Source organism: Nocardia sp. BMG111209 (assembly GCF_000381925.1).
Lineage (GTDB): Bacteria > Actinomycetota > Actinomycetes > Mycobacteriales > Mycobacteriaceae > Nocardia.
Window position 1 is genome coordinate 778,432 of the sequence record NZ_KB907309.1, and the last position, 16,308, is coordinate 794,739.

Annotated in this window: 10 protein-coding genes and 1 pseudogene; 3 read left to right on the forward strand and 8 right to left on the reverse strand. The window is 70.3% G+C overall.

Annotated elements, in window-relative coordinates; translation table 11 throughout:
- Positions 1 to 21 precede the first annotated feature (21 nt).
- From G361_RS0134805 to G361_RS0134815, 3 genes are all read right to left on the reverse strand, one after another.
- A complete protein-coding gene (locus G361_RS0134805; RefSeq protein WP_019931768.1) occupies positions 22 to 645 on the reverse strand; it encodes a pyridoxamine 5'-phosphate oxidase family protein in 624 nt (207 codons plus the stop codon).
- 60 nt (positions 646 to 705) lie between these two features.
- Positions 706 to 2,334 (reverse strand): FAD-dependent oxidoreductase, encoded by a 1,629-nt coding sequence (locus G361_RS0134810; RefSeq protein WP_019931769.1) that lies wholly within the window; start codon positions 2,332 to 2,334, stop codon positions 706 to 708.
- Positions 2,335 to 2,548: 214 nt separating this feature from the next.
- On the reverse strand, positions 2,549 to 3,499 hold the full coding sequence (locus G361_RS0134815) for an EamA family transporter (RefSeq protein ID WP_019931770.1): 951 nt from the start codon (positions 3,497 to 3,499) through the stop codon (positions 2,549 to 2,551).
- 74 nt (positions 3,500 to 3,573) lie between these two features.
- On the opposite strand from G361_RS0134815, the gene G361_RS0134820 reads away from it, so the two are divergent.
- Positions 3,574 to 4,527, forward strand: a complete 954-nt coding sequence (locus tag G361_RS0134820) for a LysR family transcriptional regulator (protein WP_019931771.1) — start codon at positions 3,574 to 3,576, stop codon at positions 4,525 to 4,527.
- A 72-nt stretch (positions 4,528 to 4,599) separates the two neighbouring features.
- Here G361_RS0134820 and G361_RS48815 read toward each other — a convergent pair whose 3' ends face one another.
- Complete coding sequence (locus G361_RS48815; RefSeq protein WP_019931772.1) at positions 4,600 to 6,459, reverse strand: MinD/ParA family protein; 1,860 nt, start codon at positions 6,457 to 6,459, stop codon at positions 4,600 to 4,602.
- A 172-nt stretch (positions 6,460 to 6,631) separates the two neighbouring features.
- Positions 6,632 to 8,434: a 2-isopropylmalate synthase gene (gene leuA / locus G361_RS0134830; protein ID WP_019931773.1), complete on the reverse strand. Its 1,803-nt coding sequence runs from the start codon at positions 8,432 to 8,434 to the stop codon at positions 6,632 to 6,634.
- 178 nt (positions 8,435 to 8,612) lie between these two features.
- Between leuA and G361_RS0134835 the strand changes: the two genes are divergently transcribed.
- Complete coding sequence (locus G361_RS0134835) at positions 8,613 to 9,383, forward strand: sulfite exporter TauE/SafE family protein (RefSeq protein ID WP_019931774.1); 771 nt, start codon at positions 8,613 to 8,615, stop codon at positions 9,381 to 9,383.
- Positions 9,384 to 9,462: 79 nt separating this feature from the next.
- Positions 9,463 to 10,581 (forward strand): DUF5685 family protein, encoded by a 1,119-nt coding sequence (locus G361_RS0134840; RefSeq protein WP_019931775.1) that lies wholly within the window; start codon positions 9,463 to 9,465, stop codon positions 10,579 to 10,581.
- A 103-nt stretch (positions 10,582 to 10,684) separates the two neighbouring features.
- On the opposite strand, the gene G361_RS0134845 is transcribed toward G361_RS0134840, so the two are convergent.
- The 3 genes and pseudogenes from G361_RS0134845 to G361_RS51280 all read right to left on the reverse strand — a co-directional run bounded on the left by G361_RS0134845 (position 10,685) and on the right by G361_RS51280 (position 16,287).
- Positions 10,685 to 11,815, reverse strand: a complete 1,131-nt coding sequence (locus G361_RS0134845) for a putative zinc-binding metallopeptidase (RefSeq protein WP_019931776.1) — start codon at positions 11,813 to 11,815, stop codon at positions 10,685 to 10,687.
- A gap of 7 nt (positions 11,816 to 11,822) precedes the next feature.
- A complete protein-coding gene (locus G361_RS0134850) occupies positions 11,823 to 12,728 on the reverse strand; it encodes a transglutaminase family protein (RefSeq protein ID WP_026343871.1) in 906 nt (301 codons plus the stop codon).
- Position 12,729: 1 nt separating this feature from the next.
- Positions 12,730 to 16,287, reverse strand: a pseudogene (locus G361_RS51280) (circularly permuted type 2 ATP-grasp protein).
- Between the last annotated feature and the right edge of the window lie 21 nt (positions 16,288 to 16,308).

Below are 16,308 nucleotides of genomic sequence, written 5' to 3' on the forward strand. Positions count from 1 at the left end.
CGGTGTGGCACGGCCCCGCAATCAGCCGCGATAGAGCAACTTCTCGTAGTTCTCCGGGGCGTAGTGGCGTTCCAGTTCCGCCAGCGATTCGGTGATACCGGCCTGGACCTCCTTGGCCAGGCACGCGGCATTCGGCAGCGTGTCCTCCGGCCAGAGCGGTGGCTGCCACAACTTGCTGCGGAGGAATGCCTTGGCACAGTGGAAGAAGATGGTCTCGATCTCCACCTCGATGGCCAGGATCGGCCGGTGCCCCTTGACCACCATGTCGTCGAAATAGGGCGCGTCCCGCAGCAGCCGCGCGCGGCCGTTGATCCGCAACGTCTCGTTGCGGCCCGGGATGAGGAAGATCACACCCACGTGCGGATTCGACAGGATGTTCAGATAGCCGTCGGCGCGCCGGTTACCGGGCCGTTCCGGGATGGCGATCGTATGGTCGTCGAGCACCCGGACGAAGCCCGCCGGATCGCCCTTCGGCGAGGCATCGCAGTTGCCCTCGGCATCGCTCGTGGCCAGCACGATGAACGGTGAGGTCGCGATCCACTGCCGATCGCGGGGATGCAGCGCGGGGCGCTCCTTGACGGCGGCTCGCGGCATCACCGGCCCGAGCAGTTCACGCAGTTCCGCCGGGCTGGTGATTTCGCTCATGCATCGATTGAACTGCCGATCCGGCCCCGATACCAGCGGTTTGTGGGAGATCCCACCGGGCTATACCGGGACGTCGAACATATTCGGCTGCCCGGCGGTGTAGCGCGCGATGTCCAGCTGCCGCATGGGTTCCAGCTCGACCGCCCGGTACAGCGAGAACACCCGGCAGCGTTCGGCATTCGAACCGGCCACGTCCAGCAGTGCGTTCACCGCGGTGCGGGCCGCCTCGCACGCGCCCTCCATGGTCGCGAGGTCGACCCCGGTGCGCACGTAATCGCCTGCCAGGAACAGATTTTCCAGCGCACCGTGGGTCACCGGCCGGGCCGCCCAGGACCCGACGGTGTTGATCAGCAACGGATCGGCGTTGGCGCTGTTGCCCGCCGCGTCCCAGGAGATGCCGGAATCCAGGAACCACGAGTGCAGATCGGCGTCGCGCAACTCGGCGTGCCCCTTCAGATGGGCCTGCAACTGGGCCCACACTTCACGCGAGATCTCTTGTGCCGTGCACTGTTTGGCCGTCTTGCCGGTGCGGATGCCCGGCGTGTTCCAGTTCGAGATGTCCACCGACAGGCAGTCCGCCACGGTGCCGTCACCGCGTCCGGGCAACGGGGTGCGCGGCCAGAACTGGTTCTGCGCAATGGAAGTCAGCGACCACGGCGAGTCGATGTAGGCGGTGTGCCCGCGCGCGATGGTGGCCGGGCGGCGCAGATAGAACTGGATGCCGGTCATCCAGTCCACCGTCAGCCGGTCCATGGCCCCCAGTTCCGGCCGCACCGCCAGGATCTCCGGGGTCCACAGCCCGCGCGCGACCTCCACCGGCACGGCCAGCACATAGTGGTCGGCGTCGACCGAGCGGCCGTCGGCGAGGCGGGCCCCGCTGATCCGGCCGCCGTCGACGTCCAGCCCGCGCAGCTCCGCGGTCTCGAAACGCACGCCGAGGTCGCGCAACCGCGCCACCCACGGATCGATCCACGCCTCCGAGGTGGGGCCGTTCAGCACCCGGTCCAGCGGGCCGTCGTTGCCGACCTCCAGCGGATTGCCGAGGAACTGTTCACCCATCGCGCCGATGGTCCGGGTGCTGGCCAGATCGTCCTTGGCGGCGACCAGCAGCGTGGTCAGCGTGCGCGACAACAACACCCGGAATTCGGTGGAGCGGCCGCGGGCGCCGACGAAGTCGCGCCAGGCCAGGTTCTCCCACTCACCGAACCGGCGGGCGTCGCAGCTGGTGTTGAAGACCAGCAGGCGGTTGGCGAAATAGGCCGCGTCCGAGGTCGGTATCCGCATCGAGGTCGAGATGACCGAGCCGACGGTCTGCCGGAAATCGTCCACGGTGGCCCAGGGCTTTCCGGCGCGGCCCATCGGCACGATGGTGTCCTCGCTGCCCGTCCGGGCGAAGCGCGCCTCCGGCGCCGCGACCAGATTGTCCCAGACCCCATTGGCATTGCCGGGGAACGGGATTCGCCGCATGGTGTCCGGAATGTGTTTGTAGAAACCCGGGAAGAACCGGAATCCGTGCTCCCCCGGTAGATCCGGGCGGCCGTCGCGACCGCTGCCGGCCACCGCGATACTGCGCGCCTTACCGCCGAGCGCGCGCCGCTCGTAGAGCGTGACGCCGAATCCACGCTCCGCCAATTCGTGCGCGGCGGTCAGGCCGGCGACACCGCCGCCGAAGACCGCTACCCGCTGCACCGGATCCGCCGCCGCCCGTATCGGACGAGCCGCGACCGCACCCGCTGTCGAAATTCCTGCCGCTACCGCCCCGCGCAATAACGCCCGCCGCGAGACGGTCCCAAGCTGCCGTGCCATACCGGGACCTCCCACAATCGCGCCTACTGTATGCGCACGATCCCGACTCGGAGTCGATTGGGGTGGTATTTTAGGGGCGCCCCACCCGAATTGCCTGCTATTTGCTGAGAATGAGGTCCGGATTTCCGGCGCATTCCGGGGTGAGCGGTTTGTTCTCCCGGGCTTTCGCCCGCCGCCCGACAACGGTCACGGCGAACGCGCCGCCGATCACGATCACCGCTCCGACCAGCGACAACACCGTCGGCCGCTCACCCAGCGCCGCCCACGAGGCGGCGATGCCGACGACCGGCACCAGCAGCGACAACGGCGCCACGACGGCGGCCGGATAGCGGCTCAGCAGATCCGTCCACAGGCCCGTTCCGACCGCGGTCGCCAGCACGGCCGTGAAGCCGAGCGCCGCGAGCCCCGGCAGGCCCGGACCGCCGAACGAACGCACCAGTGCGTGCCATCCGGTGCCCGGCCCCTCGGCCACCATCGAGAGCGCGAACATCGGCACCGGCGGCACCACGGACATCCACAGCGTCAGATGTAACGGATCGACGCGTTCCGGGCCCGAAACCGCAAGGCGGGAGCCGATATTGCCGAAGGCCCAGCCCAATCCGCCGGCGAGGGTGAGCAGTACCGGGATCACACTCGTGTGCTGCGCGCGATCCCACCCGATCACGACCATCCCCAGGACCGCCGCCAGCAAGCCCAGCACCTGACCGGTGCGCAGCCGCTCGCCGAGGAACAGCGCGCCGAGCACCACCGTGAACGGCGCCGAGGACTGCAACACCAGCGACGCCAGTCCGGTCGGCATGCCCGCCCGCATCGCGGTGAACAGGAATCCGAACTGCGCGATGCCGAATCCGGTGCCGTACAACAACAACCAGCGCAGGGGCACTCGCGGCCGCGGCACCAGCAACACCACCGGCACCGCCAGCACCGCGAATCGCAGACCGGCGAAGAAGTAGGGCGGGAAGTGTTCGAGCCCGATGTGCAGCGAGAGGAAGTTCAGGCCCCAGAGCAGGACGACGGCCAGGCCGAGCAGACGATCGCGGTTGGTCACCCTCCGAGCATCTCCGCGGCAACAGCTGAGAACAATCGAATATATATGCAGTATCGATGTAGTAGAACTGAACGATGACCGCGCCGGACGCCGCCTTCCTGTCCGTCGAGCGGCTGCGGGTACTGCGCGAACTGGCCGACCGCGGCACCGTCGCCGCGGTCGGCCGGGCCCTGTCGATGACCCCGTCGGCGGTCTCGCAGCAGCTGAAGGTGCTGGCCCGGGAGGCCGGGGTGGCCCTACTGGAACCCGACGGCCGCCGGGTGCGGCTCACCGACGCGGGCCGCGCGCTGGTGTTGCGCGCCGACGAGGTGCTGGCCGCGATGGATCGCGCCGCCGCCGAGATGGCGCTGTATCGCGGCTCGGCGCGCGGGCGGGTGCGGGTCGCGCTGTTCCCCTCGGGCGCGGCGTTGCTCCTGCCCCGGGTCCTGGCCGAACTGGCCGGCACCGGCGTCGACATGATCGCCAGCGACGAGGATCTGCCGCCGACCGCGGTACCGCAATTGCTCGCCGACTACGACGTGGTGCTGACCCACCGCGACGAACGCGCCGCCCCGCAGGCCGGACCGCGGGTGAGCACCCGGGTGCTGATGCGGGAACCCATCGATGTGGTCATGTCCCGCGAGCACCGGCTGGCCGGGCAGGGCGCGGTGGTTCCCGCCGAACTCGCGGACGAGACCTGGCTGAGCGTGCGCGGCGGCTTCCCGGTCGACGACATCCTCCGCTCGATCGCCACCGTGACCGGCGTGCAGCCGCGAATAGCCCAGCGGCTCAACGATTTCGGTGTCATCGAAGCCTTGGTCGCGGCGAACTACGGAGTCGCCCTGATGCCGCGCTTCGCCGTCCGCCACCCCGAGCTGGCGGTACTGCGCCTGGCCGGTGTCCGGGCCGCCCGCGTCTACGATCTGGCCACGCGGCCACATGCCGAACGCCTGCCCGCGATCGCGGCGGTCCTGTCGGCATTCCGGCGCGCGGCGGCCGTCGCGACCGACATCGGCCACACCACCCCGCCGGTTCGACCCGATCGGTGAGCGGCGATCGACGCGGCGCCATCGAGAAGCGAGTCCCGTCCGGCCCCGGCGGTGCGGGGCCGGACGGGCAGGTCACTGACCGTACTGGCCCGGATATCCGTTGCCGGGACCGGAATACGAATTCGGTGAGCTCGGATAACCGCTGCCGTACTGCGGGCCCGAATTGCCGGAGTACGGCGGCGGGGGCAGCTGGTAGCCGAATTCGTCGGCGACCATGGCGGCCAGTTCCAGCAGCGCGCGGCGGGTGGGCTTGCCGACCAGTTCGAGATCGATCTCCGACCCCTCGGCCAGATGGTCGTCGAAGGGCACCACCTGTACCGCGCGGGTGCGGTCGAGGAACAGCTTGCGCAGCTGGTCCAGGTCGACGGTGGAGGCGCCGCGCCGAGAGGCGTTGACCACCACCACGGTTCGCTCGACCAACTTGCTGTAGCCGTGGTGTTCCAGCCAGTCCAGGGTCGCCGAGGCACTGCGCGCACCGTCGATGGCCGGCGAGGTGACCAGCACCAGCGAACTGGCCAGATCGAGCACACCCTTCATCGCCGAATGCATCAGGCCCGTACCGCAATCGGTGAGGATGATGTTGTAGAACTGCTGCAGGATCGCGATGGCGCGGCGGTAGTCCTCTTCGCTGAACGCCTCCGAGACCGCCGGATCCTGTTCGCTGGCAAGCACTTCCAGACGGCTCGGCGACTGCGAGGTGTGCGCCCGCACATCCGAGTAGCGGCCGATGTGCTTGTCTTCCAACAGATTTCGCACCGTGGACCGGGTCTGCCTGGGCACCCGGTGGCCCAGCGTGCCCAGGTCCGGATTGGCGTCGATGGCGATCACCCGGTCACCGCGCAGCGAGGCGAAGGTGGAGCCGAGACCCACTGTGGTGGTGGTCTTTCCGACGCCGCCCTTGAGCGACAGGATCGCGATCCGGTAGTCGCCGCGCACCGGCTGGTTCACCCGGTCGACCAGCTCGCGCTGGGCCAGATCCGCGGTGGACTCGCCGGGATTGATGGCGCCGCCGGACATCCGGTGCACGGCCCGCCGCCAGCCGCCGCGCGGGGCGCGGCGACTGCGCTTGAGCAGGCTCAGATCGTTGACCGACTGCGTGGAGCCGGTATGCGGGAACTGCTGCGCCAGGCCCTGGTGCTGCGGCGGTGGCGGCGGCTGAGCGGGCGCCCCGGCCCAGCCCGGCGGGGGCTGTGGCGGTTGATAGATCGGCTGCGGCGGCAACGGCGGCGGGGCCCAGCTGGTGATCGGCTCCGCCGGCTGCTCGTGACCACCGGTGACCTGCTCGGGACCGCGGGCGGGATCCTCCGGGAAGACCCGGCGTACCAGACCGTCCGGGCCGATCTCCTGACGGACCTCGCCGTACGGGGTGTCCTGGCGGATCTCGCCGTAGCCCCCCATCGGCACCTCACCGTTGGGCGGCGGACCGGGATAGATTCCCGGCGGTGGGAAGTTCGGATCGTACGGGGCCATCCCCGGCGGCGGGCCGGGTTGCGGTGCCTGGGACCAGCTCTCGGGTCCGGGTGCGGGCCACGCGCCCTCGGGTGCGTACGCCCCGGGCGGCGGGTAACCACCATAACCCGGGGGCGGCGCCATCGGGCCCGGCGGCGGTGCGAATCCGGGCGGGCCGGGCGGCGGGAAGCCGGGCTGCCCCGGCGGCACGAACGGCGGGATCTGCTCGTAGCCCGGCGGCGGACCCGGCTGGAAGGCGTTCTGCTCGAACGGATCCGGCACGGGCGGGAACAGGCCCGCGGCACCGGGTTCGGATTCGCCGATCTCGTCGGACCCCGCGGCGCCCTCGTGCCCGGCACCGGATTCGTCGGCGGGGTCGGCGGCGTGGGCCGGCTTGGCGGGCGAATCGTCGCTGTCCGCCGCGCTTTCCACGGGATGGTTGTGGAGCCAGGGCGGTGCGGTCGAGTTGTCGTCAGTCGTCACGTATCCCCCATCTGCCCGGGTTCATTCTCGAGCAGAGAGCTCGGCGCTGTTGCTGTCTCACGCTAGCACGGTGTCGAGGTGGCGGTGGCGCCGCCGATCGGGCTCACCAGGCATGAGCCCGGAGTTGTCCACAGGTGGAGAACTCCGGACTCGCGCACCGGATTCGGGACGATCAGCGCTCGTGCGCGGCCCGGTTGACGGCCGAGACCACCGCGCGCAGCGAGGCCGTGGTGATGGAGGTGGCGATCCCCACACCCCAGGTGATCTTGTCCCCGATGGCGCATTCCACGTAGGCGGCGGCCTGAGCGTCGTCGCCGGAGGACATCGCGTGCTCCGAATAGTCCAGCACCCGGACGTCGTAACCGATGGTGCCCAGTGCGTCCACGAAGGCCGCGAGCGGGCCGTTGCCCTCGCCCTGGATCTCCTGTTCGACACCGTCCACCTTGACCACGACGTCGATATGGTCGGTGCCGCCGTCGGTTTCGGAGGCGGTCATCTTCTGCCGCATCCGCTCCAGCGGCAACAGCGGGTTCAGATATTCGTCGGCGAAGACGTCCCACATCTCCTTCGGGGTGACCTCGCCGCCCTCACCGTCGGTGATCTGCTGGATCGCCTGGGAGAACTCGATCTGCAGCCGCCGCGGCAGGGCCAGGCCGTGGTCGGTCTTCATGATGTAGGCCACGCCGCCCTTGCCGGACTGCGAGTTGACCCGGATCACGGCCTCGTAGGTGCGGCCCACATCCTTCGGGTCGATCGGCAGGTACGGCACCTCCCACACGATGTCGTCGACATCGGCGCCGGCGTCGTCGGCGGCCGTCTTCATCGCGTCCAGGCCCTTGTTGATGGCGTCCTGATGGCTGCCGGAGAACGCGGTGTACACCAGGTCGCCGCCGTACGGATGGCGCTCGTGCACGGGCAGCTGGTTGCAGTACTCGACCGTGCGGCGGATCTCGTCGATGTTGGAGAAGTCGATCTGCGGATCCACCCCGCGCGAGAACAGGTTCATCCCCAGGGTGACCAGGCAGACGTTGCCGGTGCGCTCACCGTTGCCGAACAGGCAGCCCTCGATGCGGTCGGCACCGGCCATATAGCCCAGCTCGGCGGCCGCGACGGCGGTGCCGCGATCGTTGTGCGGATGCAGCGACAGCACGATCGAATCGCGGCGGGCCAGGTTGCGGTGCATCCACTCGATCGAGTCGGCGTACACGTTCGGGGTCGCCATCTCGACGGTGGCCGGCAGGTTGATGATCATCGGCCGGTCCGGGGTCGGCGCGATGATCTCCGTCACCGCGTCGCACACGTCCTTGGCGTAGTCCAGCTCCGTGCCGGTGTAGGACTCGGGGCTGTATTCGTAGCGCCAGTTGGTGTCGGGGTAGTTCTTCTCGACCTCCAGGCACAGCGTCGCCGCGTCGGTGGCGATCTTCTTGACCGCCGCGCGATCCGCCCGGAACACCACCCGGCGTTGCAGGATCGAGGTCGAGTTGTAGAAGTGCACGATGACGTTGGGGGCGCCCGCGCAGGCCTCGAAGGTCCGCTCGATCAGCTCCTGACGGCACTGGGTCAGCACCTGGATGGTGACGTCGGCGGGTACGGCGCCGTCCTCGATGATCTCGCGGACGAAGTCGAAGTCGGTCTGGCTGGCCGACGGGAAACCGACCTCGATCTCCTTGTAGCCCATGCGTACCAGCAGGTCGAACATGCGGCGCTTGCGGGCGGGGCTCATCGGGTCGATCAGCGCCTGGTTACCGTCGCGCAGATCGACCGCGCACCAGCCGGGCGCGCGGTCGATGACCCGGCCCGGCCAGGTGCGGTCGGGCAGGGTGACGGGCTGTACTTCCTCGGCGAACGGCCGATACCGGAACACCGGCATCGACGAGTTCTTCTGCTGGTTCCAGGCGGGCTGGTCGCCCGGGGCGGGTTTGGCCGGAGTGGTGATCGACCGCGTTCCGGAAACGAAGGCATCAGCGGGTGACATGCGAATTTCTCCGTGGTGTGGGTGATGTGTCCCAGAAGGATGTGGGTAGACCGGCACAGCTGAACCCCGCGACGGGAGCCGGTCCGTATCAGAACCCGTCGCGGCGGCCGAGGAGGAGTGCCCGCTGCATGATGTTCGGTAGTTTACAACCCCGCAATCTCGCAGCGGAAGGGAGCCCATGTCTCCGCTGGACCAACTCGCCGTCCTCGTGGCCGGTGTCGCCGCGGGCGGCATCAACGCCGTCGTAGGGTCCGGAACCCTCATCACCTTCCCGGTGCTGCTGGCCCTCGGCTATCCCCCGGTGACCGCCAATGTGTCGAATACCGTCGGGCTGGTGCCGGGCAATCTCTCGGGTGTGCTCGGCTACCGTCGCGAGCTCGCCGGGCAGCGCGCCCGGGTGCTGCGGCTCGGGACCGGCACCGTCCTCGGCGCGCTGATCGGCGCGATTCTGCTGCTGAAGCTGCCACCCGGCGCGTTCAAGGCGATCGTGCCGGCGCTGATCATCCTGGCGCTGGTGCTGGTGGTGGTGCAGCCGCGGCTGTCGCGCTGGGTCCGGGCCCGCCGGGCGGCGAACGGGCAGGCGGACGATACCGGCGGGCACGGCGTGCTGCTGTGGCTCGCGGTGGCCGGCACCGGCGTGTACGGCGGCTACTTCGGCGCCGCCCAGGGGGTGCTGCTGATGGGGCTGCTCGGCGTGGTCGTGCACGAGGATCTGCAACGGCTCAACGCCGTGAAGAATGTGCTGGCACTGCTCGCGAACACGGTGTCCGCGGCGATCTTCATCGTGGTCGCCGACGTGTCCTGGGAGGCCGCGGGCCTGATCGCGGTCGGCTCGATCATCGGCGGGCAACTCGGTGCGCGGCTGGGTCGGCGGCTGCCGCCGGCCGTGCTGCGCGCGGTGATCGTCGTGGTCGGCGTCGTGGCAGTGGTACGGCTGCTGCTCACCTGAACGGCCCCGGCACCGGCACTCAGCCGTTTCCCAGTGGGATTCGCACGACAGGAAGACGTTTCGCGGTTACCGTCGAATCATGTTCGGCATCATCCGACCCTGCCGCCACCGGCTGGGCGAGGAGTTGAGCGCGGCCTGGATGGCCCAGTTGTGCGGGTTGTGTCTCGCACTGCGGGACGATCACGGGCATGCCGCGCGGATCGCGACCAATTACGACGGCTTGCTGATTTCGGCTCTGGTGGAGGCGCAATCGGCCGCCACCAGCCGCCGGGCCGCGGGTCCGTGCCCATTACGCGGGATGCGCGGCGCCGAGGTGGCGGTCGGCGACAGCGTCCGGCTGGCCGCGACCGTCTCGCTGGTGCTGGCCGCCGCGAAGGTCCGCGACCACGCCGACGACGGTGACGGTCTGGCGGGCACCGCCGGCATCCGGCCCGCGGCCCGGCGGATCGCGCAGCGCTGGGCCCGCCAGGGCGCCGGAACCGGCGCCGACCTGGGCTTCGACACCGGTGTACTGCTGACCGCGGTCGAGCGGCAGACCGCGATCGAGGCCGACGCCGGGCCCGGCACCCCGCTGCTGACCGTCACCGAACCGACCGAGACGGCCACCGCCGCGGCCTTCGGGCACACCGCGATCCTGGCCGGCCGACCGGCCAACACCGAACCGCTGGCCGAGGTGGGCCGGATGTTCGGGCGGATCGCGCATCTGGTCGACGCGGTCGAGGATCTCGGCGACGATCTCGCGCGCGGCAAATGGAATCCGTTGCCCGCCACCGCAACCGGTGTCGACGAGGCCCGCCGGTTGTGCGACGACGCCCTGCTGGGCATCGAACTGGCCCTGGCCGACGTGGAATTCACCGACGACCGGCTGGTGCGGACCATGCTCACCCGCGAGCTGAAGCGATCGGTCCGCCGCACCTTCGGCCACGGGCACAATGCGAGCTGCCGCACCGAGCATGCGGTCGAAAGCCGTTGGCGGCGAAGGGGTTACCCACCGCCGCCGGGTTACGGATACGAACCCGGCTACTACCCGCCGCAGGGCTACGGTCGTCCGCCCCGCCGCCGCAGCTCCTGCATCCCGTTCTGCGAGGGCATGATCTGCTGCGAATGCTGCAACTGCGGCGAGGACTGCTGCTGCGCCTGCGAGGGCTGCAACTGCTGCGACGAGGCCTGCTGCGGCGAAAGCTGTTGCGACTGCTGAACTTTCGGCACGGCCCGGCCCGGCCCGAGCGACCGAGCGGGCCGCGGCCGCGCCGGTTCGGCACAGTCGCGGCCGCCGGCCGACTCAGGCGCCGCCGGCCGACTCAGGCGGTCGTCCGGCGACGCCACCGTATCCGCCGGGAGCGAGCGGCCGCCGCCGGCGCCGGCTCGGCCGACTCGATCGGCAGGACTTCGGCTTCGGCGGGCCGCCGCGCGCACAGGTCGTGGATGAAGCGCATCTTCTCCAGGACCGGCTGGGCCAGGACGAACGGGTACAGGTCGTGGTGGCCCATCGAACGGTTGATCATGTTCAGCGACCAGGACAGCGGTAGCCACAGCTCGATGATCCGGTCGAATCCGGCCCGGCCCAGTTGCGGCCGATCCAGCGCCGCGCCGGCGGGCGCGAAACCGTAGGCGGCCGCCGTATCGAGCGTGTCGCGAATGTGCAGGTAGTGCGCGAAGGTTTCGGCCCAGTCCTCGGCGGCGTGCATGGTGGCATACGACGAGACATAGTTGCGGGTCCAGCCCGTCGGAGCGCCGTCGCGGTAGTGCCGATCCAGCGCCTGCTGATAGTCGGCGAACGGGTCGCCGAACAGTTCGCGGAACCGATCCATCGCCGCGTCGTCCACCAGGACCGAGAAGTAGTAATGGCCGATCTCGTGCCGGAAATGGCCCAGCAGCGTGCGATACGGTTCGGCCATCTCGATGCGCAGCCGCTCCCGGTGCACATCGTGCGCCTCGGCCAGATCGACGGTGATGACCCCGTTCAGATGTCCGGTGACCACCGCATCCGCCGCACTGGACAGCAGATCGAAGGCGAGTCCGCGCTCCGGATCGGACCGCCGGTCCGTGATCGGCAGGCCCAGTTCGGCCAGTTCCAGCACGAGCCGGCGCTTCGCCGCCTCGGCCTCGCCGTACGCGGCCAGCCCGTCGGTATCCCCGTCGGCCGGCCGGGTGCGGGTGAGCCGGCACGACTCACACAACACCCCGTTGTCGCCGGGGGCGGCCGCGACCAGCCAGTTGCAGTTGGCGGTGTGCAGGTTGGCGCACAGCCGGTACTTGTCGGCGGGCACCACGCCGCCGTTCCCGGCCTCGGCGGCGACCACTTCCGGGCTGCCGATCACCACCAGCGCCCGTTCGCCGAGGCTGAATCCGAGGGGGCTGCGACAGCCCAGGCACAACGAGTTCTCGAAGGTGAGTTTCCAGCCACAGTGGGGGCAGGCGAAGGCGCGCATGCTGCGGCTATACCCCCAGCGGAGCGACATCCACACCGACGGCGATGGTGCTTTCCCGCGCGTCGGTGTAGATGATGCCGCGCAACGGTGGCACGTCGGCGTAATCGCGGCCCCAGGACAACGTCACGTAGCGATCGTCGGTGAAGGTGTCGTTCGTCGGGTCGAATCCGATCCAATGACCCTCGCCGTCCGGCGTTTCCGGATCGGGCGCCCACACCGCCGCCCAGGCGTGGGTGGCGTCCGCGCCGACCAGCCGTTCCTGGCCCGGCGGCGGATCGGTGGCGAGATAGCCGGAGACGTAGCGCGCGGCCAGTCCGTGCGAACGCAGGCAGGCCGCGCCGATCCGGGCGAAGTCCTGACAGACCCCGCGGCGGGCCGCGAACACATCCGCCACCCGGGTACTGACGGTGGTGGAACCCGATTTGTAGGCGAAATCCCGATGGATGCGCGAGGTCAGCTCGGTGACGGCCGCCAGCAGTGACCGGCCGGGCGTGAACGATTCGGCGGCATACGCGGTCACCTCGGCGGTGATCTCCGGCGGTTGCAGATCCAGCGCGAATTCGACCGCCAGCGGCGCGGCGCCGCCGCTGGGACGCGCCTGCTCCCAGGGCAGTTCGGCGGCGGGCAGCGCCGGCCGCCGCACCTCGACCACCGACTCGCCGACCACCTCGAGGCGCCGATGTGCCGCGGTGACATGGAAATACAGCGTCACATTGCCGTATACGTCCGCGCCGACCGAACGGTCCGAGGGCACCGGATCGATGTCGACATCGTGCGACAGCACCCGCTGCCCCGCGAACTCACGCGGTTGCAGATAGGCGCGGCCGTAGGAACTGGTGACGTCGTCGGAATAGGTGTAGGTGGTGCGATGCCACACTCGATAACATCGGCCGCCGGAATCGTTGCCGCTCATCTCATTCCACTACTCGCGTATTGCCCCACAGCGGCTGGGTGTCGCCGGGCCCGGCCAGGCGGCCGGTCTCGAAGGCCTCCGACAGCGTACGCAGTCGCAGGTGCACGCCGTCGATCAGTTCGGCGAACACCGTACGCCGGCCCGTGGCGTCGGCGACCTCCAGATCGGCGGGGTCCAGCCGGCTCAGCATCCGCTGCGCCTCGGCGAGCAACCGTTGCGGCCGTGAGGATCCCGACGCACCCGGCAGCGCCTGCAGGTCGGTTTCCAGGCGCTCCAGCTGATGCGCCAGCGAACGCGGATTCGCGGCGTCGAACAGCAGCAGGCTCGTCACCGCCGCCACCCGGATCGAATCCCGGTGCCGCCGACGGTAACTCACCATCGATTCGGTGGCCCGCAAGACCGCCTCGGTGACGATCCGCTGCACCGCGTCCGGATAGGTCTGGGTGAACGCCGCCGCCAGCAGGGCGGTCAACGCGAGCCCGCGTTCGATCCGCTTCCCGATATCGGCGACGTACCAGCCGGTATCGCGCACCATGGACTCCGCTTCAATCCCGGACAGGGCGAGCAGCGCGGCCAGCACCGCGGCGTGCAACTCCGCCAGCGCCGCTTCCTGATCGCGCGCACCGGCGCGATACTCCGCCATCGCCCGATCCATCGCGCTCGACACCATCCAGGTGTCGGGCGACAGCTGATCGCGCACCGCCCGCGCATCCGCCCCGAGATGTTCGATGGCGTAGGCCAGCGATCCCGGCAGCTCCCGATCCGCGGTCACCCGCGCCAGATAGCCGTACCCGGCCGCGGAGGCGCCGACCACCGACGGCCGCCACGGTGGATTACCTTTCTCCGCAACGGATTCCGTTCGCTCACGGTCACCGGCGGATCGGCCGTCCACCGGAGTGCCCGTCCCGCCGATCTCATGGTCGTGCGGCTGGGATCCGGCAGCGTCGTCATCGCCGTCCGGGACATCCGCCGGGGATCCGGCGAAGCCGGCCTCGGCGCCGAGGCGACCGGACGATGCCGCTACCGGCGGCTCGATGTCGCGCGGGCCGCCACCGGGTGGGGCCGACTCGGCTGCTGCCGGGTCCGGAGACCGGTCGAGGCGCGGTGTCACCGGCCCGGCCGTCGAATCGGCCTCGCTCGACGTCGACAGCGGATCATGTTGTCCGGCAGCCGAATCGGATCGCGGCGGCGTCGGCGGGTATGGTTCCGGACCGGGTGGCGCATCCGCGCCCTGCATCGATGCCTGCTGGGAGGCGGGCGGCGGTGGGAGGAGGCGATCCGACCAGGCGATCGGATCGGCCGGGACCGCGTCCGCCGCCACCGGGCCGACCGGGAATTCCGACTCGGGATTCGAATGTTTCTGCGCCGCAGTCGCTTCCGGTGAGCGGCGGGCGGCGCGACCGGCGGAGTGCTGCGTGGTGGCCGCGGTGCGCCAGTGCTCCGCCGCCCGTGACTGTTGTTGTGGCGGCGGTAGTTCGAGTTCGTCCGCCGCGGGCAGGAGCGACCGGTCCGGCGCGGGAGACTGGTCCCGCTCCGGATCGGCGGCGGCCTCGGCGCGCGGATCCGGTTGCGGCAGTGTGACGGTCGCGACCGGGGCGGGGGCGCCGGTCACCCGGGACAGTGCCGCCATCAGGACCGGCACCGCGTCGCCGCCCTCCAGCCAGGGGCGGTAACGGAAATCCTGGTACTGCCGGTGGATCGCGATGAGCAGGCGGACCGTCGCCTGAGCGCGCTCGGTGTACCGGCCCATCCAGAACAGATTCTCCAGTACGCGCGGGGAACTGATCGTCTCCAGAATCGGGACGGCCGAACGCACCCGCTCCTCGTGCACCGGTTCGGCGGCGGCCGCCGCGGCGGCCGCGACCGGCGCCGCGCGCACCCAGACATCCTTCGCCGCCACCTCGAGCACCGAGCGCTGCGGCTGGGTGCGCTGATGTAGTTGTCCGAGCCCGCCGGGCAGCACCCGATATCCCCCGCGGCCGGCCATCGAGAACAACCGCACGCCGACCGGGGCGGCGGTGAGTGCGCCGTCGACGACCGCCGGGGCGACCGAGAACTCCGGCGGCTCCTGCCCCACCCACTGCCAGCCCTGCGCCTCGATCCGGGCGGCCAGCTCCGCGCGCTGCGCCGCCGACAGGGCCGGGCCGGCATGGGTGGCGCCGTCCACGGCGGATCGAATGATCAAGCGGTCCAGATGTTTCAGCAGATGATCGCGTTCGGCGGCGTTACCGCCCCAGTACGACGGCGCGCCGGGCAGCAACAGCTCCTCCCCGAGCAGTTCGCGGGCCAGCCGCGGCAGCAGCGCCGCCAGCGCCGGGCTCTCCAGCAGGCCGCTACCGAGCGTGTTGACCATCGTCACCGCGCCGCGCCGCAGCACCTCCACCAGCCCGACCACCCCCAGCCGCGAATCCGGCCGCAGGTCCAGCGGATCCGCGAATTCGGCGTCGACGCGCCGCAGGACCACATCGACCCGGTGCAGGGTGCCCAGCGACCGCATCCACAACATGCCGTCGCGAACCACCAGATCCTCGCTCTCCACCAGTGGAAAGCCGAGTACCGAGGCCAGATATGCCTGGTCGAAGGCCGTTTCGGAGTGCGCACCGGGACTCAGCACCACCACGGTGGGATCGTCGGCGGCGGCCGGTGCGGCCTCGATGAGCAGCAATCGCATCGCGCGCGCGAAGGGTGTGAGCGGCCGCGGACTGGAATGTTCGAACGCCTCGGGGACGGCCGCGGACACCACCCGCCGGTCGGCCAGCACGTATCCGGCCCCGGACGGCGCCTGCGCCCAATCGGTCAGCACCCGGAACTCACCGTCGCCCCAGCGGCTGATATCGCTCGCGTGCAGGAACAGCTGATGCCGGCCCGGCAGCGTGATCCCGTGTGCCGCACGGATATAGCCGGTACTGCCGAATACGATCTCCGGCGGCAGGACACCGTCGGCCAGCAGCCGCCGCGGCCCGTAGACATCGGCCAGCACCGCATCCAGCACCCGGGACCGTTGCGCCAGACCGGCTTCCAGCCGGGCCCAGTCGTCGGCGGAGACCAGCAACGGAATCGGATCCAGCCGCCACGGCACCGGCGCCGCCGGACCCGGTCCGGACGCCGTATCCCCTTCTGCCGCAACGGTTTCAGATCCAGCTGCGGTTGCGGTATCCGATCCCGATGCGGGCGTCACCCCCGGGGCCGGCCCGTCCGCAGCGGTTCCGGAACCCGCCGCGGTTGCCGTGTCCGGCGCAGGGGCGGTCGGCCCGGACCACTGCTCACCGGCCCCGACCTCGGTGTAGGTGATGCCGTCGTCCTCGACCAGCCGGCGCACGCGCCGGTCCAGCCGGGCCAGCCCGTCCGGGCCCTGGTCGATGAAATCGGCGGACAGTTCCGACCAGATCGGACGTACCCGGCCGTCGCTACCGACCAGTTCGTCGTAATAGCGGTCGACGGGCTCGCCACACGCGTCATAGGAGGCGGTCTCGGCGGCCGCGGCCCGGTAGCGGGCGAATTCGGCCACCACCGCGCGCGCCGCCTCACGACCGCGAGTGTCTCGATCCTGCCCTGCCATCGCGGCGGCCCTCACTTCTCA

What these genes read in the sequence shown, in the direction of transcription:
- G361_RS0134835 (WP_019931774.1), top strand. Translation starts at nt 8,613, where the DNA reads ATGTCTCCGCTGGACCAACTCGCCGTCCTCGTGGCCGGTGTCGCCGCG.
- G361_RS0134820 (WP_019931771.1), top strand. Translation starts at nt 3,574, where the DNA reads ATGACCGCGCCGGACGCCGCCTTCCTGTCCGTCGAGCGGCTGCGGGTA.
- G361_RS0134805 (WP_019931768.1), bottom strand. Translation starts at nt 645, where the DNA reads ATGAGCGAAATCACCAGCCCGGCGGAACTGCGTGAACTGCTCGGGCCG.
- G361_RS0134845 (WP_019931776.1), bottom strand. Translation starts at nt 11,815, where the DNA reads ATGCGCGCCTTCGCCTGCCCCCACTGTGGCTGGAAACTCACCTTCGAG.
- G361_RS0134850 (WP_026343871.1), bottom strand. Translation starts at nt 12,728, where the DNA reads ATGAGCGGCAACGATTCCGGCGGCCGATGTTATCGAGTGTGGCATCGC.
- G361_RS0134840 (WP_019931775.1), top strand. Translation starts at nt 9,463, where the DNA reads ATGTTCGGCATCATCCGACCCTGCCGCCACCGGCTGGGCGAGGAGTTG.
- leuA (WP_019931773.1), bottom strand. Translation starts at nt 8,434, where the DNA reads ATGTCACCCGCTGATGCCTTCGTTTCCGGAACGCGGTCGATCACCACT.